At 66.5% G+C, this 24,426-nt stretch carries 27 protein-coding genes; 15 read left to right on the forward strand and 12 right to left on the reverse strand.

The window, feature by feature from the left end; genetic code table 11:
* Window positions 1–10 precede the first annotated feature (10 nt).
* The 9 genes from thrC to coxB all read right to left on the reverse strand — a co-directional run bounded on the left by thrC (window position 11) and on the right by coxB (window position 7,904).
* Complete coding sequence (thrC, locus tag AX724_RS00425; protein WP_066762356.1) at window positions 11–1,411, reverse strand: threonine synthase; 1,401 nt, start codon at window positions 1,409–1,411, stop codon at window positions 11–13.
* A gap of 44 nt (window positions 1,412–1,455) precedes the next feature.
* Window positions 1,456–2,118 carry an SURF1 family protein gene (locus AX724_RS00430; protein ID WP_269454106.1) on the reverse strand — a complete coding sequence of 221 codons (663 nt, stop codon included), beginning with the start codon at window positions 2,116–2,118 and terminating at the stop codon, window positions 1,456–1,458.
* Window positions 2,111–2,620, reverse strand: coding sequence for a DUF3291 domain-containing protein (locus AX724_RS00435; RefSeq protein ID WP_066762241.1), 510 nt, complete (start codon window positions 2,618–2,620; stop codon window positions 2,111–2,113). The genes AX724_RS00430 and AX724_RS00435 overlap by 8 nt, the downstream gene beginning before the upstream one ends.
* Window positions 2,621–2,635: 15 nt before the next feature.
* Window positions 2,636–3,466: a cytochrome c oxidase subunit 3 gene (locus AX724_RS00440; RefSeq protein ID WP_066762244.1), complete on the reverse strand. Its 831-nt coding sequence runs from the start codon at window positions 3,464–3,466 to the stop codon at window positions 2,636–2,638.
* A gap of 35 nt (window positions 3,467–3,501) precedes the next feature.
* Complete coding sequence (locus tag AX724_RS00445; RefSeq protein WP_066762247.1) at window positions 3,502–4,077, reverse strand: cytochrome c oxidase assembly protein; 576 nt, start codon at window positions 4,075–4,077, stop codon at window positions 3,502–3,504.
* Complete coding sequence (locus AX724_RS23830; protein ID WP_197421434.1) at window positions 4,077–4,214, reverse strand: hypothetical protein; 138 nt, start codon at window positions 4,212–4,214, stop codon at window positions 4,077–4,079. The genes AX724_RS00445 and AX724_RS23830 overlap by 1 nt, the downstream gene beginning before the upstream one ends.
* A complete protein-coding gene (locus AX724_RS00450) occupies window positions 4,211–5,086 on the reverse strand; it encodes a heme o synthase (RefSeq protein WP_066762249.1) in 876 nt (291 codons plus the stop codon). Before AX724_RS00450 ends, AX724_RS23830 begins: the two co-directional genes overlap by 4 nt.
* Before the next feature lie 82 nt (window positions 5,087–5,168).
* Entirely contained in the window at window positions 5,169–6,851 is a 1,683-nt protein-coding gene (gene ctaD / locus AX724_RS00455) for a cytochrome c oxidase subunit I (RefSeq protein ID WP_066762251.1), read from the reverse strand.
* An 18-nt stretch (window positions 6,852–6,869) separates the two neighbouring features.
* Complete coding sequence (gene coxB, locus AX724_RS00460; RefSeq protein WP_066762253.1) at window positions 6,870–7,904, reverse strand: cytochrome c oxidase subunit II; 1,035 nt, start codon at window positions 7,902–7,904, stop codon at window positions 6,870–6,872.
* A 290-nt stretch (window positions 7,905–8,194) separates the two neighbouring features.
* Here coxB and pyrE point away from each other — a divergent pair, with 290 nt between their 5' ends.
* From pyrE to AX724_RS00490, 6 genes are all read left to right on the forward strand, one after another.
* Complete coding sequence (gene pyrE / locus AX724_RS00465) at window positions 8,195–8,776, forward strand: orotate phosphoribosyltransferase (protein WP_066762254.1); 582 nt, start codon at window positions 8,195–8,197, stop codon at window positions 8,774–8,776.
* A 6-nt stretch (window positions 8,777–8,782) separates the two neighbouring features.
* Entirely contained in the window at window positions 8,783–9,511 is a 729-nt protein-coding gene (locus tag AX724_RS00470; RefSeq protein ID WP_066762257.1) for a pyridoxine 5'-phosphate synthase, read from the forward strand.
* 43 nt (window positions 9,512–9,554) lie between these two features.
* On the forward strand, window positions 9,555–9,956 hold the full coding sequence (acpS, locus tag AX724_RS00475; protein ID WP_066762260.1) for a holo-ACP synthase: 402 nt from the start codon (window positions 9,555–9,557) through the stop codon (window positions 9,954–9,956).
* Window positions 9,957–9,988: 32 nt separating this feature from the next.
* Window positions 9,989–10,870 carry a signal peptidase I gene (gene lepB, locus AX724_RS00480; RefSeq protein WP_066762263.1) on the forward strand — a complete coding sequence of 294 codons (882 nt, stop codon included), beginning with the start codon at window positions 9,989–9,991 and terminating at the stop codon, window positions 10,868–10,870.
* A 20-nt stretch (window positions 10,871–10,890) separates the two neighbouring features.
* Window positions 10,891–11,967, forward strand: coding sequence for an AI-2E family transporter (locus tag AX724_RS00485; protein ID WP_066762267.1), 1,077 nt, complete (start codon window positions 10,891–10,893; stop codon window positions 11,965–11,967).
* A 109-nt stretch (window positions 11,968–12,076) separates the two neighbouring features.
* Complete coding sequence (locus AX724_RS00490) at window positions 12,077–12,412, forward strand: hypothetical protein (protein ID WP_066762269.1); 336 nt, start codon at window positions 12,077–12,079, stop codon at window positions 12,410–12,412.
* Window positions 12,413–12,474: 62 nt separating this feature from the next.
* Here the strand turns inward: AX724_RS00490 and AX724_RS00495 are convergent, their stop codons facing one another.
* On the reverse strand, window positions 12,475–13,029 hold the full coding sequence (locus AX724_RS00495; protein WP_066762272.1) for an FKBP-type peptidyl-prolyl cis-trans isomerase: 555 nt from the start codon (window positions 13,027–13,029) through the stop codon (window positions 12,475–12,477).
* 77 nt (window positions 13,030–13,106) lie between these two features.
* Window positions 13,107–13,313, reverse strand: coding sequence for a 30S ribosomal protein S21 (rpsU, locus tag AX724_RS00500; RefSeq protein WP_021226581.1), 207 nt, complete (start codon window positions 13,311–13,313; stop codon window positions 13,107–13,109).
* 230 nt (window positions 13,314–13,543) lie between these two features.
* On the opposite strand from rpsU, the gene AX724_RS00505 reads away from it, so the two are divergent.
* The gene (locus AX724_RS00505) at window positions 13,544–14,302 is read left to right on the forward strand and encodes a class II aldolase/adducin family protein (RefSeq protein ID WP_066762281.1); all 759 of its coding nucleotides are present in this window, start codon (window positions 13,544–13,546) and stop codon (window positions 14,300–14,302) included.
* 22 nt (window positions 14,303–14,324) lie between these two features.
* Here the strand turns inward: AX724_RS00505 and AX724_RS00510 are convergent, their stop codons facing one another.
* Window positions 14,325–17,894, reverse strand: coding sequence for a hydantoinase B/oxoprolinase family protein (locus AX724_RS00510; protein ID WP_066762290.1), 3,570 nt, complete (start codon window positions 17,892–17,894; stop codon window positions 14,325–14,327).
* Between AX724_RS00510 and AX724_RS23835 the strand changes: the two genes are divergently transcribed.
* The 8 genes from AX724_RS23835 to AX724_RS00540 all read left to right on the forward strand — a co-directional run bounded on the left by AX724_RS23835 (window position 17,893) and on the right by AX724_RS00540 (window position 24,423).
* A complete protein-coding gene (locus AX724_RS23835; protein WP_197421435.1) occupies window positions 17,893–18,030 on the forward strand; it encodes a hypothetical protein in 138 nt (45 codons plus the stop codon). The genes AX724_RS00510 and AX724_RS23835 overlap by 2 nt on opposite strands.
* Window positions 18,031–18,089: 59 nt before the next feature.
* Window positions 18,090–18,245 (forward strand): hypothetical protein, encoded by a 156-nt coding sequence (locus AX724_RS23215; protein ID WP_156447961.1) that lies wholly within the window; start codon window positions 18,090–18,092, stop codon window positions 18,243–18,245.
* 83 nt (window positions 18,246–18,328) lie between these two features.
* Window positions 18,329–20,227 (forward strand): CHASE3 domain-containing protein, encoded by a 1,899-nt coding sequence (locus tag AX724_RS00515; RefSeq protein ID WP_066762293.1) that lies wholly within the window; start codon window positions 18,329–18,331, stop codon window positions 20,225–20,227.
* Window positions 20,228–20,294: 67 nt separating this feature from the next.
* Complete coding sequence (locus AX724_RS00520; RefSeq protein WP_066762296.1) at window positions 20,295–21,539, forward strand: putative DNA modification/repair radical SAM protein; 1,245 nt, start codon at window positions 20,295–20,297, stop codon at window positions 21,537–21,539.
* A 75-nt stretch (window positions 21,540–21,614) separates the two neighbouring features.
* Window positions 21,615–21,965: a hypothetical protein gene (locus tag AX724_RS00525; RefSeq protein WP_066762298.1), complete on the forward strand. Its 351-nt coding sequence runs from the start codon at window positions 21,615–21,617 to the stop codon at window positions 21,963–21,965.
* A gap of 58 nt (window positions 21,966–22,023) precedes the next feature.
* Window positions 22,024–22,488, forward strand: a complete 465-nt coding sequence (locus tag AX724_RS00530) for a hemerythrin domain-containing protein (RefSeq protein WP_066762299.1) — start codon at window positions 22,024–22,026, stop codon at window positions 22,486–22,488.
* Window positions 22,489–22,508: 20 nt separating this feature from the next.
* Entirely contained in the window at window positions 22,509–23,942 is a 1,434-nt protein-coding gene (locus AX724_RS00535; protein ID WP_066762300.1) for a UdgX family uracil-DNA binding protein, read from the forward strand.
* Window positions 23,943–24,003: 61 nt separating this feature from the next.
* Window positions 24,004–24,423: a PilZ domain-containing protein gene (locus AX724_RS00540; RefSeq protein WP_197421436.1), complete on the forward strand. Its 420-nt coding sequence runs from the start codon at window positions 24,004–24,006 to the stop codon at window positions 24,421–24,423.
* The last annotated feature ends 3 nt before the right edge of the window (window positions 24,424–24,426 follow it).

A 24,426-nucleotide genomic window follows, 5' to 3' on the forward strand; every position in this document is an offset into this window, starting at 1 on the left:
ATCGGCCCCGTCAGCCGCGAGGCGTCGCGCGTTCCGCCACATAGGCGGTCACGGCGTCGAACGTGCCCGGCAGCTTCGCATAGCTTTCCTCGCGCGCGAAAAGGTCGCCCACGCGTGCGGGGAGAGGCGGGCGCGTGCCGGTCGCGCGCTCCACCGCATCCCTGAACTTCGCGGGATGGGCGGTCGCCAGCGTCACCACCGGGATCGACGGATCAAGCGCCGCCTCCCGCGCGGCCGCCAGGCCAATGGCGCTGTGCGGATCGAGGATCTGCCCCGCGCCGTCATAGGCCCAGCGCATCGCCATGGTCATGCCGTCGGCGTCGATCCGGGCGGAACCGAACAGGTGCGCCGCCCCTTCGCGCTGCGCATTGGTGAGGCGCATGGCACGGCTCGTCTCGAACCCGCGCATCTGGTCCGCAAGCGCCAGCCCGTTGCGACCGCCCGCGTCGAACAGCAGCCGTTCGAAATTGGAGCTGACCTGGATGTCCATGCTGGGCGTCGCGGTCGGCACCACCTGCCCCTGGCTGTAGTCGCCTTCCGACAGCGCCCGATGCAGGATGTCGTTGACATTGGTCGCGACGATCAGCTTCGCGACCGGCAGGCCCATCCTGGCCGCGACATAGCCCGCGAACACATCGCCGAAATTGCCGGTCGGGACCGAAAAGGCCACCTGCCGTTCCGGCGCGCCCAGGCGGACAGCGGCGTAGAAATAATAGACCACCTGCGCCATCAGCCGCGCCCAGTTGATGCTGTTCACCGCCGACAGGTTGAAGCGGCTGGAAAAGTCCGCATCGTTGAACATCGCCTTCACCAGCGCCTGCGCATCATCGAAGCTGCCGTCGATCGCGATGTTATAGACGTTGGGCGCGCGGACCGTGGTCATTTGCCGCCGCTGCACGTCGGACACGCGGCCTTCCGGGTGCAGCATGAAGATGTCGATCTTCGCCCGGCCCGCAACCGCGTCGATGGCCGCAGAGCCCGTGTCGCCCGACGTCGCGCCGACGATGGTGAGGTGATCGTCGCGGCGCGACAGGAACCGCTCGAACAATTGGCCGAGCAACTGAAGCGCCACGTCCTTGAACGCCAGCGTGGGTCCGTGGAACAGTTCCAGCAGCCAGTGCTGATGGTCAAGCTGCACCAGCGGCGTCACCGCGCCGTGGCTGAACCGCCCATAGGCGGCGGTGCAAAGCTCCCGCAATTCCTCTTCGCTGAGCGATCCGGCGACGAAAGGCGCCATCACCCGCACCGCGGTCTCCACATAGGAAAGGCCGGCGAGGGCGAGAATCTGATCGGACGTGAAGGCGGGCCAGCTTTCGGGAATATAGAGGCCGCCGTCGGACGCGAGTCCTGCCAGCGTCACATCCTCGAAACCGAGCGTCGGCGCGCTCCCCCTGGTGCTCTGATACTGCATGATGGGCAAGCGCGGTAACGCCGGGCGGCGCGGTGGGCAAGCAATTAAGGCTTTTGCGTGCCCTTAGAGGAGATATTCCGCCGCCGCAGCGCCAGCGCATAGATGACGGCCGCGACGCCGGCGAAAAAGAACCATTGCACGGCATAGGCGAGATGATTGTTGGGGATGTCGGCGGCGCTGGGAGGCGCCATCGGCTTCAGCCCGTCCGGCGCGTGCTTGGCGATCAGCATCGGCCGCAGCGGCGGAGCCTTGCCGCCGATCCGGGTCAGCAGCGCGCGATGGTCCGGCTCCTCCCCGATCCAGCCTTCCACCTGGCCGCCCGACCAGCCCGGCTTCTGGTCCGGCCGCTGTCCGACCCCCACGGCCACCAGCACGCCCGGCCCTTCCGCGCCGGTCGAACATTGGGCGATGTGGCGGTATCCGCTGCTGCCGTCTGCGGCGCGTCCTGCCTCCACCTGCCAGCCGACGACGGACAGGCAGTGGACCGAGGATGGCCGGAACAGGAGAGCGGGATCGACCGGAGGCAGTTTGGGAAAGGCGACCGCAGGCTTGCCCGGATTGGCGGCCGCCAGGGCAAGCGCCTGCGCCTTTTCCCCTCGCCGCTGCAACTGCCAGATGCCAAGCCCGATCATGACGAGGATAGCGGCCGCGACGATGATCGTCGGGATCAGCGGGATACGCCGCGCGCCACTGCCTGCTTCAGGCACGACCCATGCACCAGGGATCGGGACGGTGATCGACCGGTGGCCCGGCCTCCCCCGGCACGGGGAAGCGCGTCTTGAAGGTGAAGGCCTGCGCGGTCGGCCCAAGCCGGTCGAGCAGCCAGAGGCGCGAAAGCCCGTCATTGACCGTTGGAATGGCGCCCGCCTCGATCCACCAGAGCGCCTGATAGGCCCCTTCGAACCGTTCGAAATAGTCGCGCCGCCGCGCCATCACCGGGGTATGCGCGCTGCGATAGACAAAATCGAACAAGGCGTCGGCGTCGGTCCACACCGACATGTTGGGGATCAGCAGCGGATCGCCGCCCAGCGCCATGTCGGTGGCGTTGCCGCCTTCATCCTTCAGCCGCCAGACGAAGCCCGGCGAGGCTTCGGCCAGCGCGTTGACGCGGTCCAGCGCGTCGAAGAAGGGCTGCACCTGCGGATCGCCCTTGGGCGCGACAAGGCGACCGATGTTGATCTGCGCGAGATGCCAGACGGTCCCGCTCATCGCCCGACGCCCGGATCAGCCGCCATGGACCTCCGCGCCCCAGCCGCCCCAGACATAGACGGCGACGAACAGGAACAGCCACACCACGTCGACGAAGTGCCAGTACCACGCGGCGGCTTCGAAACCGAAATGCTGGCGCGGGGTGAAATGCCCCTTATAGGCGCGCACCAGATTGACGATCAGGAAGATGGTGCCGACCAGAACGTGGAAGCCGTGGAAGCCGGTCGCCATGTAGAAGGACGAGCTGTACGGGTTGCCGCCGAAGCCGAACGGCGCATGGGCATATTCATAAGCCTGGATGCAGCTGAAGATCGCGCCCAGGATGATCGTGCACCAAAGCCCCTTGATGAGGCCGTCGCGGTCGCCGTGGATCAGGCTGTGATGCGCCCAGGTGACGGTGGTGCCGGAGCACAGCAGGATCAGCGTGTTGAGCAGCGGCAGCTCGAACGCGTTCATCACCTCCACGCCCTTGGACGGGAATGCGCCGTCTATCGGCGGCAGCGCGCTGGGGAAGAGCGAGAAGTCGAAGAAGGCCCAGAACCAGCCGACGAAGAACATGACTTCGGACGCGATGAACAGGATCATGCCGTAGCGCAGGTGGAGTTGCACCACCGGCGTATGGTCGCCCGCATGCGCTTCGGCGATGACGTTGCCCCACCAGCTGTACATGGTGAACAGCACGCCCGCCAAACCGATCAGGAACACCCAGCCGCCGCCGGCGCCCATCGCGTCGGGGTGCATGTACATGATCGCGCCAAACGCCATCACCAGCGCCGACATCGAGCCGAACAGCGGCCAGATGCTCGGCGGAAGAATATGATAATCGTGCGTCTTTGCGCCTGCCATGATCGGGTCTTCCCTGCTCCTGTTACCGCTCGTCCTTAGCTTGCCTTCTTGCCCTGCTCAACAGGATAGAAAGTATAGCTGAGCGTGATTTGTTGCGTGTCCTTGTTGTCCGGGTCGTCGAGTATCTTGGGATCGACATAATAGAGGACGGGCATCCGCACCTCCTGCCCCGGCTGCAGCGTCTGCTCGGTGAAGCAGAAACACTGGATCTTGGTGAAATAGGCTCCCGCCTGCGTCGGCGTGACGTTGAAGGCGGCGGTGCCGGTCACGGGCTTGTCGGACAGGTTCTTCGCGATGAAGATCGCCATGCTTTTGGCTCCCACCGTGACCGTCTGGGTCGGTCGTTCGGGGTGGAAGGCCCAGGGCATGCCGGGCGCGATGTTCGAATCGAAACGGATCGACATGCTGTGACCGGTCGCGACCGGCACGCCGGTCGCCGCTTCGGCGCGTTGCGTGGTGCCGCCAAACCCCGTCCGTTCGCAAAAGATGCGGTAGAGCGGGACCGAAGCGAAGCCGAGGCCCAGCATCGCGAACCCCACGCCCGCGGCCGCCAGCATCGTCCGCCGGTTGCGCCGGTCGCGATCGAACGGAGATGGCGGCAAGCTGGCCATCAGATAGTGTGGCTCGCGCCGATCTTGGCCAGCGTGATGGCGAAGAAGAGGATGACGAGGAAGCCGAGCAGCAGCCCGGTTACGACCGCACGGCTTTTCTGCCGGGCGCGGATGGCTTCCAGTTCCTCGGGCGTCATGCCAGCAGCCAGCGGTCGACGACCACTGCCCCGAACAGGAGGAAGAGATAGAGGACGGAATATTTGAACAGCCGCTTTTCCGGGGCCATGCGCGCGGGATCGCTTTCGCGGCGGCGATAGACCTGAAAGGCGAGGACGGCGAACAGGCCGGTGCCAAGCAGGGCGGCGGTACCATAGATCACCCCCGTCAGCCGCAGCAGCACCGGCGCGAGCGCGGCCACCGCCATGATCGCGGTGTAGAACCAGATCTGTCGCCGCGTCGCCACCTCGCCCGACACGACCGGCAGCATCGGGATGCCGGCGGCGGCATAGTCCGTCTTCACGAACAGGGCGAGCGCCCAGAAATGCGGCGGTGTCCAGAAGAAGATCAGCATGAAGAGGGCGACGGGAAGCGCGCTGACATCCCCTGTCACCGCTGCCCAGCCGATGACCGGCGGGTGCGCCGTCCGGGGCTTGAGCCAGATGGTATAGACAAAGACGTAGAACAGGATCGAGACGGCCAGCACGGCGGCGGCGAGCCAGTTGGTCGCCATGCCCATCAGGATGACCGAGAAGAAGGAGAGGCCGACGCCGAAATGCAGCGCGGCCTGCCGGTCCATGCGGCCTGCGGGCAGCGGGCGGGACGCGGTGCGCTTCATCTTGGCGTCGATGTCCGCTTCCCACCACTGGTTGAGCGCGGCGGCCGCGCCTGCGCCAAGCGCAATGCACAGGATCGCGGTGAAGGCCAGAACCGGATGGATCGTCCCCGGCGCGGCCAGCAGCCCGCACAGCCCCGTGAACACGACCAGAGTCATCACGCGCGGCTTGGTCAAAGCCACGAAATCCCGCCAGTCGGCGGGCATGGACACAGAGGCAAAGGTCGCGGTCGTCATAATCGTTCCGGCCCGCGCACAGGCGGGCTTCATGCTGGACCGGGGAACGGATCGCGTCTGTCCCCCGGCAAAGGTCACTGCCTCAATGGTGCGCGGCGTCGTCGATCACCGGCAGCGTTTCGAACTGGTGGAAGGGCGGCGGGCTGGACAGCGTCCATTCCAGCGTGGTCGCCCCTTCGCCCCACGGATTGCCCTCGGCCTTCCGTCCGGCCGCGAGCGACCAGAAGATGTTGATCAGGAAGATGATCACGCCGACGGCCATGATCTCGTAGCCATGGGTGGCGACGCTGTTCCACTTTTCGAACGCCGCCGGATAGTCGGGATAGCGGCGCGGCATGCCGCTGAGGCCCAGGAAATGCATCGGGAAGAACAGCAGGTTCACGCCGATGAAGAACACCCAGAAGTGCAACTGGCCTAGGAACTCGTTGTACATGCGCCCCGACATCTTCGGGAACCAGTAGTAGAAGCCGGCGAAGAGCGAGAAGACCGCACCCAGCGAGAGCACATAGTGGAAGTGCGCAACGACATAATAGGTGTCGTGCAGCACGTCGTCCACGCCGCCATTGGCCAGCACCACGCCGGTCACGCCGCCCACGGTGAACAGGAAGATGAAGCCCAGCGCCCACACCATCGGCGTCTTGAAGCTGATCGACCCGCCCCAGATGGTGGCGATCCACGAGAAGATCTTGATGCCGGTCGGCACCGCGATGACCATGGTGGCGGCGGTGAAATACATCTTCACATTGACCGACATGCCGGTCGTGAACATGTGGTGCGCCCATACCACGAAGCCGACGACGCCGATCGCGACCATGGCGTAGGCCATGCCGAGATAGCCGAAGACCGGCTTGCGGCTGAAGGTCGAGATGATCTGGCTGACGATGCCGAAGCCCGGCAGGATCATGATATAAACTTCGGGGTGGCCGAAGAACCAGAAGAGATGCTGGTACAGCTCAGGATCGCCGCCACCTGCCGCGTCGTAGAAGGTGGTGCCGAAATTGCGGTCGGTCAGCAGCATGGTGATCGCGGCGGCCAGCACCGGCAGCGCCAGCAGCAGCAGGAAGGCAGTGACCAGCACCGACCAGACGAACAGCGGCATCTTATGCAGGGTCATGCCCGGCGCGCGCATGTTGAGGATGGTGGTGATGAAGTTGATCGCGCCCAGGATCGACGAAGCGCCCGCGATGTGCAGCGACAGGATCGCCATGTCCACGGCCGGCCCTGCCGAACCGCTGGTGGACAGCGGCGCATAGACGGTCCAGCCGGTGCCCGCGCCATTGCCGGTGCCGCCGGGGACGAAGGTCGATCCCAGCAGCAGCGCGAAGGCGGGAATAAGCAGCCAGAAGCTGATATTGTTCATCCGCGGGAAGGCCATGTCCGGCGCGCCGATCATGATCGGCACGAACCAGTTGCCAAAGCCGCCGATGATCGCGGGCATCACCATGAAGAAGACCATGATGAGGCCATGCGCGGTGATCAGCACGTTCCAGAGGTGATAGGCCTGGTCCAGCGTGGCGTCCGGCCCGTCCATCATCTGCGCCCAGCCATGGAGATACTGGATGCCCGGATGCGCAAGCTCGGCGCGCATCAGGCCCGATATCGCGCCGCCGATCAGGCCGGCCATGATCGCGAAGATCAGGTAGAGTGTGCCGATGTCCTTGTGGTTGGTGGACATGAACCAGCGCTGGAAAAAGGCCGGCTTGTGATCGGCGTCATGGTGATCATGGGCGTGATCGCCGTGATGATCGGCTGTGATGGTCGTCATGGCTTCCTACCCCTGGGATCAAATCTTGGCCGGCGCGCCGGTGGGCGCGGCGTCGGCGGTCTTGGGCTGCGGCTTCACGGTGCCGCCCTGCGACAGCAGCCACTGTTCGAACTGGGCCGGCGGCAGCGCTTCAATCGCGATCGGCATGAAGCCGTGGCGTGCGCCGCACAGTTCGGAACACTGGCCGTAGTAGACGCCCGGCTTTTCGATGAAGACGCTCTTTTCATTGAGGCGGCCCGGCACGGCGTCCATCTTCAGCCAGAGCGATGGCACCGCGAAGCTGTGGATCACGTCCGCGCCGGTGATGATGAGCTTGATCGGGCGGCCGACCGGCAGCACCAGGCGATTGTCCGGCGCCAGCAGATAGGGTTCGCCATTCGCCTTCGCCTTGTCTTCGGGCAGCAGGTTGGAAACGAACTCGGGCACGCCGTTATCGGGATATTCATAGCCCCAATACCATTGATAGCCCGTCACCTTGACGGTCAGCGCATCCTTGGGCGCGGGCTTGTACTGGTCGGCCAGCAGGCTGATCGACGGGACCGCGATGGCGAGCAGGATGACGACCGGCACGACGGTCCAGATCACCTCGATCACCGTATTGTGCGACGTCTTGGACGGCACCGGATTGGCGCTGCGGCGATAGCGGAACATCACCCACAGCATCAGCCCCAGCACCAGCAGCGAGATGAGCGTGATGATCGGCACCAGCATGACATCGTGCAGCCAGCGGGCAGTATGGCCGGTGGGGCTGAACTGTTCCTGCAGCGTGATTTCGCCGGGACGCGGCATGCCGATGCCTTCGGTCGGCTTCATGCGCGGCGGCGCTGCAACCTTGGCCGCGGGCGCGGCGGCACTGACGTTCGCGACATTGGCGTCGGCCGAATCGGCGGGCGCGCCAGGGTCGGAGGATTTGGGATCGGCGTCCACGGGCGTCGCCAGCGCCGGGGCGGCCGCAGCCGCCGCATTGCCCTGCGCCATTGCCGCGCCACTCAGCCCCAGACTGGGCGAGAAAGCGAGCAACCCTGCAAGAACGAGCGATTTCACCTTGTTCATAGCGTCTTCGTACCCCTAACCCCTGGCGCCGCTGCAACGAAGACGCACAATGCGTGCGCACAGTCCCTCGCCCGTTCGGTTCTGCCGCGGCTTATAGGCAGGCTTTTCCCCCGCCTCAAGCATTGATGGAGCAGATTTTCTTCGCTGTTGCAACGCACCCCCTCCCCGCCTATTTCGCAGGTCCGCGCACAGGGGCGCGATCATGGCGTGCACGCGTGCGCGCCGTGCATCATTCAAGAAGGTGGATCGGCCAGACAGCGCCGGCCCGCCGGGCATGGACGTAAGGCGGCATGACTGACGAGGACGTATTGGCGGAATTCCGGGCTGCAGGGGCGCTGCTCGAAGGGCACTTCATCCTCTCTTCGGGCCGGCGGAGCGCCAATTATCTGCAATGCGCCCGCGTGCTGATGAACGCCGAACGGGCCGGCCGCCTCGCGCGCGCCGTGGTGCAGAAGCTGCCGCGCGAACTGCGGCAGGACATCGACCTGGTCGTCTCGCCCGCCATGGGCGGCCTCATCATCGGGCATGAGGTTGGCCGCGCGCTGGACAAGGATGCGGTTTTCCTCGAACGGCCCGAGGGCGTGTTCGAGCTGCGGCGCGGCTTTGCCATCGCGCCGGGGCAGAAGGTGCTGATGGTGGAGGATGTCGTCACCACCGGCCTCTCCTCCCGCCAGGCGATCGAGGCGGTGGAAAAGGACGGCGGCGTCGTCATCGCCGAAGCCGCCCTGGTCGACCGTTCGGCGGGCGAGGTGGAGCTTGGCGTCCCCTTCTACCCGCTCGTGTCGATCAACTTCCCGGTCTATGATGCCGATGCGCTCCCGCCCGAACTGGCGGCGATTCCGGCGATCAAGCCCGGCAGCCGGAAGCAGTAGCGCCTCATGTCCACGCCGCTGCGCCTGGGGGTCAACATCGACCATGTCGCGACCATCCGCAACGCGCGCGGCGGGGCACATCCCGATCCGGTCAAGGCGGCGCTGCTGGCGGTGAAGGCGGGTGCGGACGGCATCACCGCGCATCTGCGCGAGGATCGCCGCCACATTCGCGACGAAGATATCGCTATGCTGATGGCCTCGCTCGACGTGCCGCTGAACCTGGAGATGGCGGCGACGGAAGAGATGCTGGAGATCGCGCTGCGGCATCGCCCCCACGCCGCCTGCATCGTCCCCGAAAAGCGGGAGGAGCGCACGACGGAGGGCGGGCTGGACGCTGCGGGGCAGATGGCGGCGCTGGAACCGATCGTCGGGAAGCTTAACGATGCGGGCATCCGCGTCAGCCTGTTCATCGAAGCGGACGCCGGGCAGATAGAGGCGGCGATCCGCCTGGGCGCGCCCGTGGTCGAATTCCACACCGGCGCCTATGCCCATCTGGACGGCGCCGCCCGCGCCGCCGAACTGCGTCGCATCGCCGACGCCGCCGCGCTCGCCGCGAAGAACGGGATCGAACCGCATGCGGGCCACGGCCTGACCTTCGACAATGTGGCCCCCATCGCCGCCATCCCGCAGATCGCCGAACTCAATATCGGCCATTTCCTGATCGGCGAGGCGATCTTCGGCGGCCTTGAAGCCAGCATCCGCGAGATGCGCCGCCAGATGGACCTGGCCCGATGAATATTGTCTTCCGTCACGCCAGCGAAAGCCTGGGGACGCCGTCGTGATCATCGGCCTCGGTTCGGACCTCTGCAATATCGAGCGCATCGAGAATTCGCTCGATCGCTATGGCGAACGGTTCGAACGGCGCGTCTTCACGGATGTCGAGCAGGCAAAGGCCGCCCGCCGCCCGCTCACCCGCGCTGGCACCTACGCCAAGCGATTCGCCGCCAAGGAAGCCTTCTCCAAGGCAGTGGGCACCGGTTTCAAGGCCGGCGTGTTCATGAAGGACATCGGGGTCGTCAACGCAGCCTCCGGCGCGCCCACGCTTGCGCTCACCGGCGGGGCGAAGGCGCGGCTGGACGCGATCACGCCCGCCGGCCACAAGGCGGTCGTTCACCTGACGCTCACCGACGATCATCCATGGGCGCAGGCCTTCGTCATTATCGAGGCGCTGCCGCTTTGAGCGAACCGCCGCCCCCCACCGAAAGCCAGCCCATGACGGCCATCGACCTTCCCGAACAACCGCTCCAGGCAATCCCCGCGGCGGAGCCGGAGCGCAAGGCGCCCGTCAACTGGTGGCATGAGGCCCGGAGCATCCTGCTGCTGGTGCTGGCGGTGCTCGCCTTCCACAGCTTCGTGGCCAAGCCCTTCTACATCCCGTCCGAATCGATGATGCCCGGCCTGCTGACCGGCGACCGGCTGGTGGTGAGCAAATTCCCCTATGGCTGGTCCTATGTGTCGCCCAGCTTCCATCCCCTCCCCTTCCTCAAGGGCCGCCTGCTTGGCCGTCTGCCCGAGCGCGGCGACATCGTCATCGTCAGCCCGCAGAACCGGCGGGAGGATTATATCAAGCGCGTCATCGGCCTGCCCGGCGACATTGTCGAGGTGCGTGGCGGCCAGGTGATCCTGAACGGCGTCGCCGTGCCGCAGAAGATGCTGAAGCCGCTGCGCATCGCCGTCGATGGCAACGCGCCCTGCCCGCCGCTGCAATTCCCCGGTGCGCTGGTGACGGACAAGAATGGCAAGAGCTGGTGCGACCTGCCGGTGCGGCAGGAAATCCTGCCCAACGGCAAGACCTACACCATCATCGACATGGGGCCGAGCGCGCTCGACTGGTACGGGCCAGTGCGGGTGCCGGAAAACCACGTCTTCCTGATGGGCGACAATCGCGACAACAGCGCCGACAGCCGCGCGCCGCTGGAAGAAAACGGCCTGGGCGGCCCGGTGCCGTGGGAGGCGATCGGCGGCCGCGCCGAATTCATCACCTTCTCGCTTGACGGCGACGCGACCCTCAATCCGCTGACCTGGCTCCACGCCTTCCGCAGCGGGCGCGCGGGGAACAGCCTGCGCCCGGCGAGCGTTCCACCCCCGAAATAGCGCCTTCGGGGATCAGGGTCTTGAGCGAGCAGCAACGCCATATCGAGCAACCCGGTCCCAGCGAAGTCCGCAGCCCGATCATCCGCCGGGAACTCGCCCGTGCCGGGGTGTGGATCGGTCTGGCCGTCGCCGTCGCGCTGCTCGCGTTGCTGGCCCAGCCCCTCATGCTCATCATGGGCGCGCTGGTATTCGCGACGATGCTGGACGGGGGCACCCGCCTTCTGGGCCGCGTCCTGCCGATCGGGCGTGGCTGGCGGCTGGCCATCGTGCTGTTCGGCATCGTCGCCTTCCTCGCCTATACCTTCTATCTGACGGGCGCTAGCCTCGCCGCGCAGGCGCAGGCGATGCGGGACATCGTGGAAGCGCAGGTGGGCCGTATCGGCGGCTGGATGCAGCAGCTGGGAGTCACCACCACGCCCAATGATCTCAAGGGGCTGGCCCAGCAGGCGATGAGCAGCATGGGCCGGGTGACAGCGGCCGTGGGGACGGCGGTCGGCGCGATCACCAGCGCGGTCATGATGCTGGTGCTCGCCATCTTCATCGCCGTCGAACCCAAGCTCTATGAACGGGGCGTCGCGTGGATGCTGCCGATGGACCGGCGCGACGATTTCTATCGCACCGCCGACAAGATGGGCTGGACGCTGCGCCGGCTGATGTTCGGCCGGCTGATCGGCATGACGGTGGAAGGTGTCGGCACCTGGCTGCTCCTGTGGGCGGGCGGCGTGCCGATGGCGGGGCTGCTTGGCATCTTGACCGGCCTGCTCGCCTTCCTTCCCAATATCGGCGCGATCCTTTCGGGCGCGCTCATCATCCTGGTCGGCTTTTCCGGGGGCACCGATACCGGCCTTTACGCCCTGGGCGTCTATCTGGCGGTGCAGATCGTCGATGGCTATCTGATCGTGCCGATGGTGGCCAAGCGGGCGGTGGACCTCGCCCCCGCGCTGGTGCTGGCGGCGCAGATCCTGTTCGGCGCGCTGTTCGGCATATTGGGCCTGTTCCTGGCCGATCCGATCGTCGCGATGATCAAGGTGTGGCTGGAGGAACGGTCGCGCGCGATGGAAGAGCGCCGCCGCTCGGCCGGCGTCATCGCCACCTAGGTCCGCCGGGTTCCCCAAGCCATGTTCCTGCGTCCCGGCACGGGAACGCGATGGCGCGCCGCGCGCTTCATGCTATGATAAGCAACGCGGAGAGGAAGGAGCGACGCCAATGACGACCGGGCTCGACAAACAGAAGAAGCTGCATTTCGACCTGTCCAATGTGGGCCTGCGCGCGCATGCGACGGCGGCGGGCCTGCTGCAGCTGTGCCTGGAACTGCGCAACGCCGGCGTATTGGACGATGCGGCGGTAGGACGGATCAAGAATGCCATTGCCTGCGACATAGAAGTATCCGCGCCGCGGTCGGTCGCGACGGCCGATTTCCGTCGCGACGTCAAGACGCGGCTGGACCGCCTGTTCGCGGGCGAGGAAAAGGTCGGCAGCGCCAATGCGCTGGCGTTCGGCGCGTCCTTCGACGAAGACGGGGTTTGCCAGGGCCACGCCTGACCGGGGCATGAAAAAAGGGGCCGCGCAGCGGCCCCTTTCAAAGGATCGAACTGGCGTGCAGCTCAGTTTCCGGCGTGCGGAACCACGCCCTGCTGCATCTGCTGCTGGAGCTGCATCAGTTCCGCCTTCGACTTGAAGTCATGCAGCGTGACGTCGAACACCAGCACCGAACCAGCCGGGATCGGGCCGGCGGCCTGATCGCCATAGCCAAGCTGCGGCGGGATCCACAGGCGGTACTTGCCGCCCTTCTTCATCTTCTGCAGCCCTTCCGAAAAACCCGGGACCACGCCGTCGATCGGCATGGGCGCCTGCGGGTTCTCGTCAAAGACAGTGCCGTCGAGCAGCGTGCCCTTATAGCCTACCAGCGCAACGTCAGCGGTGGTCGGGCTTGCCCCGGTGCCTTCTTCCAGCACCTTGTACTGCAGGCCCGATTCGGTCGTCACGACACCGTCGGCATGCGCATTGCTGGACAGGAAGGCGGCCGGAGACGGCTCCACGCCCTGCTGCCCCGCCCATGCCAGGCCGCCCGCGGCCAGCGCGATCGCCGCGACGCCGATCCAGAGGCGCGTCAAAGACCCCTTGGCAATGGGACGAAGGGGAACGGCCGTCGTGGACATGGGGCTTGCTCTCAAATTCTGGGGCAGGTCGAAACAGCGAAAACCGGAACGGTCATGCCGCCCCGGTCATGGGCATCTTAACGGACGCCGTCGCGTTCGGCGCGCTTGCGCTCCATCTTGCGGGCGCGGCGGACAGCGGCGGCCTTTTCGCGGGCGCGCTTTTCCGACGGCTTCTCGTAGTGACGGCGCAGCTTCATTTCGCGATACACGCCCTCGCGCTGCAGCTTCTTCTTAAGCGCGCGAAGAGCCTGGTCGACATTGTTGTCGCGAACGATGATCTGCATAAGTCCGTCAATCTCCAATCGAAAACGGGCGGTTCGCCGGGACCTCAATTGTCCTTCCCGACGGGCCGACCGAATAGCAAAGCCAGTGAGTCGTCGCAGGTCGCCCTGCGCCATGTGCGGCGCGCCCTACCAGCGCTCCCACGCAAATTCAACCCTCCTGGGTGAAATCTCGACATTCTTGGCGCGCGGGGCGATAGTGGCGGCATAAAAGATACAGGAGAAGGATCGCCATGGCCACTGCCGCCAAACGCCCCGACATGACCCCCGCCGAATGGGAAGCCCGCCAGCAGCTCGCCGCCTGCTACCGCATCTTCGATCATATGGGCTGGTCCGAACTCATCTACAATCACATCACCGTGCGCGTGCCGGGGGAAGATCACGCCTTTCTCATCAACCCCTTTGGCCTCAGCTATGCCGAAGTACGCGCGTCCAACCTCGTCAAGATCGACGTTGACGGGCACGTGCTGGACGGCAGCCCCTATCCGGTCAACCGCGCCGGCTTCACCCAGCACAGCGTCTTCCACCGTCATCTGCCCGACGCGCATTGCATCATCCATACCCACACCACTGCGGGCATGGCGGTCAGCGCCTGTGCGGAAGGATTGCGTCCGATCAGCTTCTACGCCGCCGCCTTCATCGGCCGGATCGCGCACCATGATTTCGAGGGCGTGACGATCCGGCCGGAGGAAGGCGAAAGGCTGATCGCCAATCTGGGCGACAGGCGCGTCATGCTGCTGCGCAATCATGGCACGCTGGTGATGGCCCCAACCCTGCCCGAAGCCTTCCTGAAACATTGGCTGCTCCAGCGCGCTTGCGAGATTCAGGTGGCGGCCGGCGCCGCGGGAACGCCGATGAACATCCCGCCCGAGGTCATCGCCGTGCACCAGCGCGACCTCAGCGGCGTCCAGCTGCCGACCGGGCCCGGCGTTCCCGACTTCCAGGCGATGGTGCGGACGATCGACCGCATCGATCCGAGCTGGAAGGACTAGCGCATTTTCGAAGCGGGCGGCGTCAGGCCGCGCCGAAGCCCCCGCCCCCCGGCGTTTCGATGACGAAGGCGTCGCCGGCGCGCAGTTGCGCCGTGGCGGTGGGACCAAGCGGCTCCACCGTCCCGTCCGACCGCTCCACCCGGTTGCGTCCGACAGCGCCGGGCGCGCCACCGTCCAGCCCGAAAGGCGGCACGATCCGCCGGTTGGACAGGATGCCGGCGGTCATGTCCTCCAGGAACCGGATGCGCCGCACCGCGCCGTCTCCGCCCCGGTGGCGGCCTGCGCCTCCAGACCCTGCGCGCACCGAAAATTCCTCCACCAGCACGGGAAACCGGCTTTCGAGGATTTCGGGGTCGGTCAGGCGGCTGTTGGTCATATGGGTCTGCACCACGCTGGCGCCGTCATGATCCGGCCCCGCCCCAGCGCCGCCCGCGATCGTCTCATAATATTGATGGCGGGCGTTGCCGAAGGTGAAATTGTTCATCGTGCCCTGCGCCCCGGCCATGACGCCCAGCGCGCCAAACAGCGCGTCCGTCACCACCTGGCTGGTTTCGACATTGCCGGCGACCACCGCGGCGGGATGGCGCGGCCGCAGCATCGATCCTTCGGGCACGACGATGGTCACGGGCTTGAGGCAGCCGTCATTCATCGGCACCGCCTCGTCGATCAGGGTACGCACGACATAAAGCACCGCCGCACGCACGATGGAGGCGGGCGCGTTGAAATTGTTGGGCAGTTGATCGGACGTGCCGGTAAAGTCGATGGTCGCGGCGCGCGCCGCCGGGTCGATCGAAACCGCGACATGCACGGTCGCGCCATTGTCCATCGCGTAGGCAAAACGCCCGTTGCGCAGGCTGCCGATCAGGCGGCGGACGGCGGCTTCGGCCTGATCCTGCACATGGCCCATATAGGCAGCGACCATGTCCGCGCCATATTCCGCGCTGATCCGCTGCAATTCGCTCGCCCCCTTGGCGCAGGCCGCGATCTGCGCGGACAGGTCGGCGATATTCTGGTCGATGTTGCGCGCGGGCCAGCGGCCAGACGCCAGCAGGGCGCGGGTCGCTTCCTCGCGCAGCGTCCCCGCCTCCACCAGCAGCCAGTTGTCGAACAGGATGCCCTCTTCCTCGACGCTGACGCTGCCGGGCGGCATCGATCCGGGCGTGATCCCGCCGATATCGGCATGATGGCCCCGCGCCGCGACATAGAAGGACGGCGCGTCCCCTTCGACGAAGACCGGCATCACCACCGTCAGGTCGGGAAGGTGCGTGCCCCCGTCATAGGGTGCGTTGAGCGCATAGACGTCCCCCGGCTTCATGCCGCGTCCGTCGACCGGCGCGCCGTCCGCGCCCGGCCCCCGGCGGCGCAGGATCGCGCGGATGCTCTCGCCCATGCTGCCCAGATGGACGGGCATGTGCGGCGCATTGGCCACCAGGTTGCCGGCGGCATCGAACAGGGCGCAGGAAAAATCCAGCCGTTCGCGAATGTTGACGGATGAGGCGCTGTGCTGGAGCGCGGCCCCCATCTCCTCGGCGATCGCCATGAACAGCCCGCCCATCACCTCCAGCCGCACCGGATCGACCGCGCCGTCCAGCGCGCCGTCCGGCTTGGCGCGGGCAGCGTGGCGGGTCAGGATCAGATTGCCGTGGCCGTCCAGCCGCGCGCGCCAGCCTGGCTCGACCGCCGTGGTGGAGACAGGGTCGATGATAAGCGCCGGCCCGTCGACGACGCTGTCGGCCGCCAGCCCCGAACGGTCGAACACCGGTGCGTCCTGCCCGGCATAATCGACATGGGCCAGCGGCGGCGCGGCCCGATCCGCGATGTCGACCAGCCCGCTCATATCCTCGCCATTGGCGGCGATCGCCTCCACCCGCGCCAAGTCGATCAGGATCGCGCCCTTGCCAGCGAAGCCGAACCGCGCGCTGTGCTGGGCCAGGAAGCCGGCGCGCATCGCGGCGATGTCGGCCAGCGGCACGTCGAACAGGCTGTCCGTGCCCTCGTACCGCAGCCGCAACAGCGTTTCGGTCCGGTCCGCGTCCGGCAGGTCGGCCCTCGCCTCCCGCGCCAGAGCCGCCACCGCCTCAGCAAGCGCATCCCCGGCTTCCAGCGGCAGGGCCAGCGTCCGTTCCCGCACCGCCCGGCGATCGGCCAGCCCCATGCCATAGGCCGACAGCACCCCGCCCAGCGGATGGATCATCACCCGGTCCATCCCCAGCGCGTCTGCCACCAGGCAGGCATGTTGCCCACCCGCTCCGCCGAAGCTCGCCAGCGTATAGCGCGCCACATCATGTCCCCGCGCCACCGATATGCGCTTGATCGCGTTGGCCATGCTGGCGACGGCGACGGCGATGAAGCCCTGCGCTGCCTCCTGCGGGGTGATGGCTCGCCCCGTTTCGGCCTTCACCTGCGCGCAAATCCTGGCGATCCGTGCCTCCGCCTCTGCCCGGTCGAGCGGCTGGTCCCCGTCCGGCCCGAACAGGCTGGGGAAGAAGGCGGGCTGGATCTTGCCCAGGATCAGGTTGCAATCGGTGATGGTCAGCGGCCCGCCGCGCCGGTAGCAGGCGGGGCCGGGCACCGCGCCGGCGCTGTCCGGCCCGACCCGGAACCGGCCGTCCTCGAATGCGCAGACAGACCCGCCGCCCGCCGCGATCGTGTGGATGCGCATCATCGGCGCGCGCAACCGCACGCCCGCGATCTTCGCTTCATTGTCGCGCTCGTAAGCGCCGGCATAATGCGACACGTCGGTGGAGGTGCCGCCCATGTCGAAGCCGATGACCCGGTTGAAGCCAGCCTGCGCGCTCGTGCGGGCCAGACCCACGATCCCGCCCGCCGGGCCGGACAGCACCGCATCCTTCCCCCGGAACAGGCCGCCCTCGGTCAGACCGCCGTTGGATTGCATGAACAGCATGTCCGCCCCTTCGCCCAGCGCGCGCCGCAGCCCGTCGACATAAGCGCGCAGCACGGGGGAGAGATAGGCGTCGGCCAGGCTGGTATCGGCCCGCCCGACCAGTTTGATGAGGGGCGCGACTTCATGGCTGAGGCTGATCTGCGTGAAGCCGATCTCCGCCGCGATCGCGCCGACCCGGCGTTCATGATCGGGATGCCGGTAACCGTGCATCAGCGCGACCGCCACGGCCCGGAGCCCGCGATCGTAGGCGGCCTGCAGCGCGGCGCGCGCGGCATGATCGTCCAGCGGCAGCCGCACGCGTCCATCCGCCGTCACCCGCTCGTCGATCTCCACGACATCCGCATGCAGCGGCGCTGGCAGGTCGATGGCACGGGCGAACAGCTCCGGTCGCTCCTGGGTGCCGATGCGGATGGCGTCGCGGAACCCCCGGCTGATCGCCAGCAGCACCGGTTCGCCCTTGCGTTCCAGCAGCGCGTTGGTCGCGATTGTTGTGCCGATGCGAAGGGAACTGGGCGGGACCGGCCCGGCCTTCGCGCCGGTCAGCCGGCGGACCGCTTCGACCGCGGCGTCGGCGTATCGTTCCGGGTCGCTGGACAGCAACTTGACACAATGCAGGCGTCTGGCGGGATCGCGCGCCACGACGTCGGTGAAGGTGCCACCCCGATCGATCCAGAAATGCCATGTCATGGCGGGGGTGATGGCCTCGCTTCGTCTGATTGACAAGGCATGTCGTCGCTGCACCGCAGCAAAGCCAGACACGCCATTAACCACCGAAATGCCTGTAAATCCGCCGATTTTTCTGGTGCAGCCGGCGCAAATCTGATACGGACGTCGTACTTCGGGATAACTATTTGCATAAAAGTGTAAATTTAGGAGAGTTGAATGGCTGTTCTGGGTCGCGCCGGTTCTGCACAAGGCGATTTCGATCATCGGTACGAAGATATTTCCGGCGTGATGCGGGCACTGCCGCTTGCGTTGGCGTTTAGCGTCAGCCTTTGGGCCGCCAGCGCCGCCTGCTTGTTCGGCCTTATCGGCTGACGGCCGATCCAGCCGCCTTTTGGCTGGTAAATCAACGACAAGTCGCTTGCCCTTGGGCAGCGAATGACTCATGACGTTGCGCCATGCCTGCCCTGCGTCCTGAACGGTCCGTCATTGTCCTGTTGCTTGCCCTCGCGGTCGTGATGATCGCGGTGGGCGGCACGTTTTGGCTCTACACCGGTCAGCAGACGGAAACGGCCTGGGTGCGCCACACCCTGCGGGTGGAAAATCGGCTGTCCATGCTGCTGTCCCGCGCGCAGGCGGCGGAAAGCGCGCAGCGCGGCTTCCTCCTGACGCGTAAGGACGATTTTCTCGGATCCTACGAGGAATTCCGCGCAACCTGGCGCGATGAGGTGCGCGATCTCCAGGAGGACATCAGCGACAATCCCGACCAACTCCGCTCGCTCGAAAAAGTGGCGGCGCTGATCGATCGGCGCGTGCAGCGGCTCCAGACCAACATAGAGGCTCGCCGTGCAGGGCGGCCACCCGATACCACCGTGCTGTTGCAGGGGCTGGTGCTGATGTCGGGCATCCGCGCCGAAATCGCACGGATGAAGGCGCGCGAGGAGCACCTGCTGCGCAACAGGTCCATGGAGGCGGGGCGGTTGAGCGCCATGGTCACGGCCGGCCTGCTGCTCAGCGCGGCCCTTGTCATCATCCTGGGGCTGATGGCGCTGCGCAACGCCCGGCGGCGCGTCATGGAGGCGGTGGAAAGCCGCGAGGCGCTCCAGGCCGCCAATGATCGACTGATTGCGGAAGCGGAAGAGCGCGAAGCCGCGCAGGCGCAACTCCGCCAGGTGCAGAAAATGGAATCCATCGGCCAGCTGACCGGCGGCATTGCGCATGATTTCAATAATATGCTCGCCATCGTCATCGGGTCGCTCGACATGGCGAAACGGCGGCTGGGCGAGGATGGCGATCCGCGCATCGCCCGCGGCATCGACAATGCGGCGGAGGGCGCGCAACGCGCCGCGCAGCTCACCGCGCGCCTGCTCGCCTTTTCCCGGCAGCAGCCGCTCGACCCGCAACCGACCGACGTCAACAAGCTGGTGGGCGGCATGTCCGAACTGCTGCGTCGCACGATCGGGGAGGATGTGCGCGTCGAATCCGTGCTCGCCGGCGGCCTCTGGCGCGCCAGCATCGATGCCAATCAGCTGGAAAGCGCGATCCTGAACCTGTGCGTCAACGCGCGGGACGCGATGCCCGGCGGCGGCCATCTGACGATCGAAACCGGTAACGCGCATCTCGACGATGCCTATGCCGCCGCCCATGCGGATGTTTCGCCCGGCCAATATGTGATGGTGTCCGTGACGGACACCGGCACCGGCATGCCGCCGCATGTCGTGGAGCGCGCTTTCGACCCTTTCTTCACGACCAAGGGGGTGGGCAAGGGTACCGGGCTGGGCCTCAGCCAGGTGTTCGGCTTCGTCAAGCAATCGCACGGGCATGTCAAAATCTATTCGGAGCCGGACGAAGGCACGACCATCAAAATCTACCTGCCCCGCCATTATGGCGCGGACCTTGGCGCCGGCTATGCCGCCCCTGCGTCCGACAGCCTGCCGCGGGCGCGCGACGAGGAAATCGTCCTGGTGGTGGAGGATGAGGAACGGGTTCGCCACATGTCCGTCGATTCGCTGCGCGAACTCGGCTATACCGTGGTGCAGGCGTCGGACGGTGAGCAGGCGCTGGAGATGCTGACGATCCAGCCGCGCATCGACATGCTGTTCACCGACATCGTCATGCCCGGCATCAACGGCCGCCAGCTTGCCGACCGCGCGCAGGCGCAGCGGCCCGGCCTCAAAATCCTCTACACGACCGGATATACCCGCAACGCCATCGTCCATAACGGCATGCTGGACCCCGGCCTCGCCTTCCTGCCCAAGCCGTTCACGCTGGACCAGCTGGCGATCAAGGTGCGGCAGGTCTTGGACGGGGACGCGGCGCAGGCCGACCCGCCCCAGCGGCCCATGGAAGGCGAATGACCTGCCTCAAGAGTCAGGCTTGATGCAGATCATGGACAGCGGCGGAGATTGAACATATCAGGAACGAATGACGCAGCTGTCCACCCGGCAAAAGCTGGAAATCCTGGCCGACGCAGCCAAATATGACGCGTCCTGCGCATCGTCGGGCACGGCAAAGCGCGACAGCAGGGGCGGCAAGGGCATCGGATCGACCGAAGGGATGGGCATCTGCCACGCCTATGCGCCCGACGGTCGTTGCATCTCCCTGCTCAAGATCCTGCTGACCAACAGCTGCATCTTCGACTGCCATTATTGCATCAATCGCCGGTCGAGCGACGTGCGCCGCGCCCGCTTTACCGCAGGTGAAGTGGTGGACCTCACGCTCAACTTCTATCGCCGCAACTATATTGAGGGTCTGTTCCTTTCATCGGGGATCATCCGCTCCTCCGACTATACGATGGAACAGCTGGTCGAAGTGGCGCGATCGCTGCGGGAGGATAATGATTTCCGCGGCTATATCCACCTCAAGACCATACCGGACGCCGACCCCCAACTGCTCAACCTTGCCGGCCTCTACGCCGACCGCCTCTCCATCAATGTCGAGCTGCCGACCGAAAGCGGGCTCAAGCGTCTCGCGCCGGAAAAGGATGGCGGCCGGATCGAGGGCGCGATGGGCCAGCTCAAGAGCGAGATCGAGGACAAGCGGGACGCCAAGCGCAAATATCGCCACGCCCCCCGCTTCGCCCCCGCCGGCCAGTCGACGCAGATGATCGTGGGGGCGGACGCGGCCGACGACCGCGCCATCATCGCGCGCGCCAGCACGCTCTACGACCGGCATCGCCTCCGCCGCGTCTATTACAGCGCCTTCTCGCCCATCCCTTCGCCCAGCGCCGTGCTGCCGCTCAAGCGCCCCCCGCTGATGCGCGAGCACCGGCTTTACCAGTCCGACTGGATGATCCGATTCTATGGCTATGACGCGGGCGAAATCGCGGCGGCGACGGACCAGGCGACCGGCTGCCTGCCGCTCGACATCGATCCCAAGCTTGCCTGGGCGCTGAACCACCGCGCGGCCTTCCCGGTCGACGTGAACCGCGCCCCGCGCGAAGCGCTGCTGCGCGTGCCCGGCCTTGGCGTCAAGGCGGTCGACCGCATCCTGCTGAGCCGGCGCCATCGCCGGTTGCGGCTGGACGACGTCGCGCGGCTCACGACCTCCATCCGCAAGCTGCGGCCCTTCCTGATCGCCGCCGACTGGCGTCCGCTGGCGCTGACCGACCGCGCCGACCTGCGCGCGCGGCTCGCGCCGCCCGCGCGCCAGCTCGACCTCTTCACATAAACGTCATTTTCGGGTTGATCGCCGCGCCGACTCGTGAAATTCTCTCCTCAGGGTCTTTTGAAGGAGGTTGGGGTCTTGGCGACCGCACTCGGCAACAGCGCGCATTCGCGCAAGAGCTTCGCCAAACGCATCAGTTCGCACCTTGCCGCTGCGCTGGTCGTCTTTTGCCTCCTGCAAATCGGCATCGTCGCGAAGATGGGCGGCTCGCTCGTCCTGCACCTGGGCATCATCATCGCGATCGCGGGCTTTGCCGTCGCCGCGCGCGGGCTGGAACATCGCTGGCAGATGCTGGAACAGGGCGGCCTGTCGCAGGGCGGACTGACCTTGCGCTTCCGCCGCGACGTCGTGCAGCTCTGGGCCGCCAGCCTGATAGGCGCGCTCCTCTGGATCCCCGTCGGCATTATCTACCGCTTCCTCTTCGGGTAGGCGCGGACCCAATTGCGCGCGCCCACGTTCTGCCTTGCTGGAACAAGGAGGAACCACCATGGCCGACGCCACCATCTTCGATCGCCTCAAGCAGGATCATGACAGCCACCGCCAGCTCTTCGCCAAGATGGACGAGGCGAAGGACGATGCCGACCGCCTGGAAAAGCTGTTCGACCAGTTCAAGGTCGAAGTGAAGGCGCATGCCGCCGCCGAGGAGGAAACGCTCTACGCCACCATGCTCGCCCGCCCCGACCTGCGCGAGGACGCCCAGCACAGCGTGTCCGAGCACAAGGAGATCGAGGATTATCTCGAGGAGATGGAGGAGCAGGCATTCAACGGCCAGGAATGGCGCGAAACCTTCGCCCAGCTCAAGAAGCGCTACCTCCACCACATCGAGGAGGAGGAAGATGAAATGTTCCCCGATGCCGCCAAGGATCTGACCGGCGAGGAAGAGCGGACGCTGGGCGAACGCTTCGCCGAGCGCAAGCCTGCCGAACTGGAACGCGCGCAGGCGGAGGACTGACCTCCGCCCCGCCGGCCGCCATGCACCGCGTCGCCCTCGCCGCCCCCGATGATTTCGACGGATGGCGCGCGGCGGCGCGGCGGCTGGCGGTGGCGGGCGTCGATCCCGCCGACGTGCATTGGCAGGTGGGCGACGCGCCTGCAGACCTGTTCGGCGGCGATACGCTGCCGCCCGAACCGCTGCGCGCCGCTTTCTCCGTCCCGCGCGCCTTCGTCGATCTTGCCGAAACCGCGATCCTCCACAGCGACCCCGAACGGTTCGCGCTGCTATATGCGCTGCTGGTGCAGGTGCGCGACCGTCCGGGCGCGATGGAGGACAAGGCGGATCCGCTTCTCCGCCGCGTCGACATATTGGCCAAGGCCGTGCGCCGCGACATCCACAAGATGCGCGCCTTCGTCCGCTTCCGCGAGGTGGAAGAGGAAGGCGACGCCCGGTTCGTCGCCTGGTTCGAGCCCGACCATCATATCGTGCGCGCCAATGCCGGCTTCTTCGTCCGCCGTTTCGCGACGATGCGCTGGTCGATCCTGACCCCGGACATCAGCATCCATTGGGACGGCCAGACGTTGAGCGAAGGACCGGGCGCAAGCCGCGCCGACGCGCCGGAAGGCGATCCGGTCGAGGCTTTGTGGAAGGGCTATTATGCCGCGATCTTCAACCCGGCCAGGCTCAAGACCGGCGCGATGCTGTCGGAAATGCCCAGGAAATATTGGCGCAACCTGCCCGAAGCCGCGCTCATCCCCGACCTCATCGCCGGGGCGCAAGCGCGAGAGGCGGCCATGATCGCAAGCGCGCCCTTGCCGGAAAAGCCGCGCAAGCCAGCCAAGGCCGAAAAGCCGCCAGCCCGGTCGGACAATGCCGCTACCGTCTGGGCCGCGATCCGGGACGAGGCGATGGCATGCACCCGCTGCCCGCTCCACCGGGACGCGACCCAGACCGTGTTCGGCGAAGGTCCGATCGACGCGCCCCTCTTCTTCATCGGCGAACAGCCCGGCGATCAGGAGGACGTGGCCGGCCGTCCCTTCGTCGGTCCCGCCGGCCAGTTGTTTGATCAGGCGCTGGCGGAAGCAGGCGTCGATCGCGCCGCCGCCTACGTCACCAATGCCGTCAAGCATTTCAAGTTCGAACGGCGCGGCAAGCGGCGGCTGCACCAGTCGCCCGACGCTGGCGAGATTCAGGCTTGCCGCTGGTGGCTGGGGCAGGAAATCGACCTTGTCCGCCCCCGCCTCATCGTCGCGCTCGGCGCCTCCGCCGCTCGCGCGATGCTGGGCAAGGCTGTGACCATCGGCCGCAGCCGGGGCGCAGCCATCCCATTGGAAAACGGCGCGGAAGGCTGGGTGACGGTGCACCCCAGCTATCTGCTCCGCCTGCCCGACGAAGCGCGGCGCGCCGAGGAACGCGACCGATTCGTGGAGGAATTGCGCCAGATCGGACAGAGGCTGTCGGCGCTGGCTTGACGCGGTGGAGGAAACCTCCGATCGGTCCATGCGTTATCATGTCGAAGCCAAGGCGATACACATGACGGACCGGCCCCCACGCCCCAAGAGATCGAGCGTTTTCATCGACGCCGCGATGGACAGCCAGCAACCGAGCGCATCGATGCAGACGGTGCGCATCCGCGACCTGTCCGAAGGTGGCGCGAAGATCGAGGGCAAGGCGCCGCCTGTGGGCACGACCGTCCTGCTGTCCCGGGGCGGCATAGAGATCGGCGCGCGCGTCGCCTGGGTTTCCGATCGCTATTTCGGCGTCGCCTTCGATGAACCGGTGGCGGTGGAACAACTGATGCGCGCGGTCGCGAAGCCCGGCACGCCCGAACGTCCGGTTTACGCCGCGGCGCTGACCGATGGCGTCGGCCGCTCCCACCCCGACCTGCTTCGCCGCCGGGCGACGCCGCTTGACCGGGCGGTCTTTGGCCTGCGCGTCGCGCCGCGCTCCTGACGT

This window comes from Sphingobium sp. CCH11-B1, from assembly GCF_001556865.1.
GTDB lineage: Bacteria > Pseudomonadota > Alphaproteobacteria > Sphingomonadales > Sphingomonadaceae > Sphingobium.

Excerpts from the sequence above, each read along its gene's own strand:
- thrC (WP_066762356.1), bottom strand. The coding sequence starts at position 1,411 with ATGCAGTATCAGAGCACCAGGGGGAGCGCGCCGACGCTCGGTTTCGAG.
- AX724_RS00435 (WP_066762241.1), bottom strand. The coding sequence starts at position 2,620 with ATGAGCGGGACCGTCTGGCATCTCGCGCAGATCAACATCGGTCGCCTT.
- AX724_RS00440 (WP_066762244.1), bottom strand. The coding sequence starts at position 3,466 with ATGGCAGGCGCAAAGACGCACGATTATCATATTCTTCCGCCGAGCATC.
- AX724_RS00445 (WP_066762247.1), bottom strand. The coding sequence starts at position 4,077 with ATGGCCAGCTTGCCGCCATCTCCGTTCGATCGCGACCGGCGCAACCGG.
- AX724_RS23830 (WP_197421434.1), bottom strand. The coding sequence starts at position 4,214 with ATGACGCCCGAGGAACTGGAAGCCATCCGCGCCCGGCAGAAAAGCCGT.
- AX724_RS00450 (WP_066762249.1), bottom strand. The coding sequence starts at position 5,086 with ATGACGACCGCGACCTTTGCCTCTGTGTCCATGCCCGCCGACTGGCGG.
- ctaD (WP_066762251.1), bottom strand. The coding sequence starts at position 6,851 with ATGACGACCATCACAGCCGATCATCACGGCGATCACGCCCATGATCAC.
- coxB (WP_066762253.1), bottom strand. The coding sequence starts at position 7,904 with ATGAACAAGGTGAAATCGCTCGTTCTTGCAGGGTTGCTCGCTTTCTCG.
- pyrE (WP_066762254.1), top strand. The coding sequence starts at position 8,195 with ATGACTGACGAGGACGTATTGGCGGAATTCCGGGCTGCAGGGGCGCTG.
- AX724_RS00470 (WP_066762257.1), top strand. The coding sequence starts at position 8,783 with ATGTCCACGCCGCTGCGCCTGGGGGTCAACATCGACCATGTCGCGACC.
- lepB (WP_066762263.1), top strand. The coding sequence starts at position 9,989 with ATGACGGCCATCGACCTTCCCGAACAACCGCTCCAGGCAATCCCCGCG.
- AX724_RS00490 (WP_066762269.1), top strand. The coding sequence starts at position 12,077 with ATGACGACCGGGCTCGACAAACAGAAGAAGCTGCATTTCGACCTGTCC.
- AX724_RS00495 (WP_066762272.1), bottom strand. The coding sequence starts at position 13,029 with ATGTCCACGACGGCCGTTCCCCTTCGTCCCATTGCCAAGGGGTCTTTG.
- rpsU (WP_021226581.1), bottom strand. The coding sequence starts at position 13,313 with ATGCAGATCATCGTTCGCGACAACAATGTCGACCAGGCTCTTCGCGCG.
- AX724_RS00505 (WP_066762281.1), top strand. The coding sequence starts at position 13,544 with ATGGCCACTGCCGCCAAACGCCCCGACATGACCCCCGCCGAATGGGAA.
- AX724_RS23835 (WP_197421435.1), top strand. The coding sequence starts at position 17,893 with ATGGCGGGGGTGATGGCCTCGCTTCGTCTGATTGACAAGGCATGTCGT.
- AX724_RS00510 (WP_066762290.1), bottom strand. The coding sequence starts at position 17,894 with ATGACATGGCATTTCTGGATCGATCGGGGTGGCACCTTCACCGACGTC.
- AX724_RS23215 (WP_156447961.1), top strand. The coding sequence starts at position 18,090 with ATGGCTGTTCTGGGTCGCGCCGGTTCTGCACAAGGCGATTTCGATCAT.
- AX724_RS00515 (WP_066762293.1), top strand. The coding sequence starts at position 18,329 with ATGCCTGCCCTGCGTCCTGAACGGTCCGTCATTGTCCTGTTGCTTGCC.
- AX724_RS00520 (WP_066762296.1), top strand. The coding sequence starts at position 20,295 with ATGACGCAGCTGTCCACCCGGCAAAAGCTGGAAATCCTGGCCGACGCA.
- AX724_RS00530 (WP_066762299.1), top strand. The coding sequence starts at position 22,024 with ATGGCCGACGCCACCATCTTCGATCGCCTCAAGCAGGATCATGACAGC.
- AX724_RS00535 (WP_066762300.1), top strand. The coding sequence starts at position 22,509 with ATGCACCGCGTCGCCCTCGCCGCCCCCGATGATTTCGACGGATGGCGC.
- AX724_RS00540 (WP_197421436.1), top strand. The coding sequence starts at position 24,004 with ATGACGGACCGGCCCCCACGCCCCAAGAGATCGAGCGTTTTCATCGAC.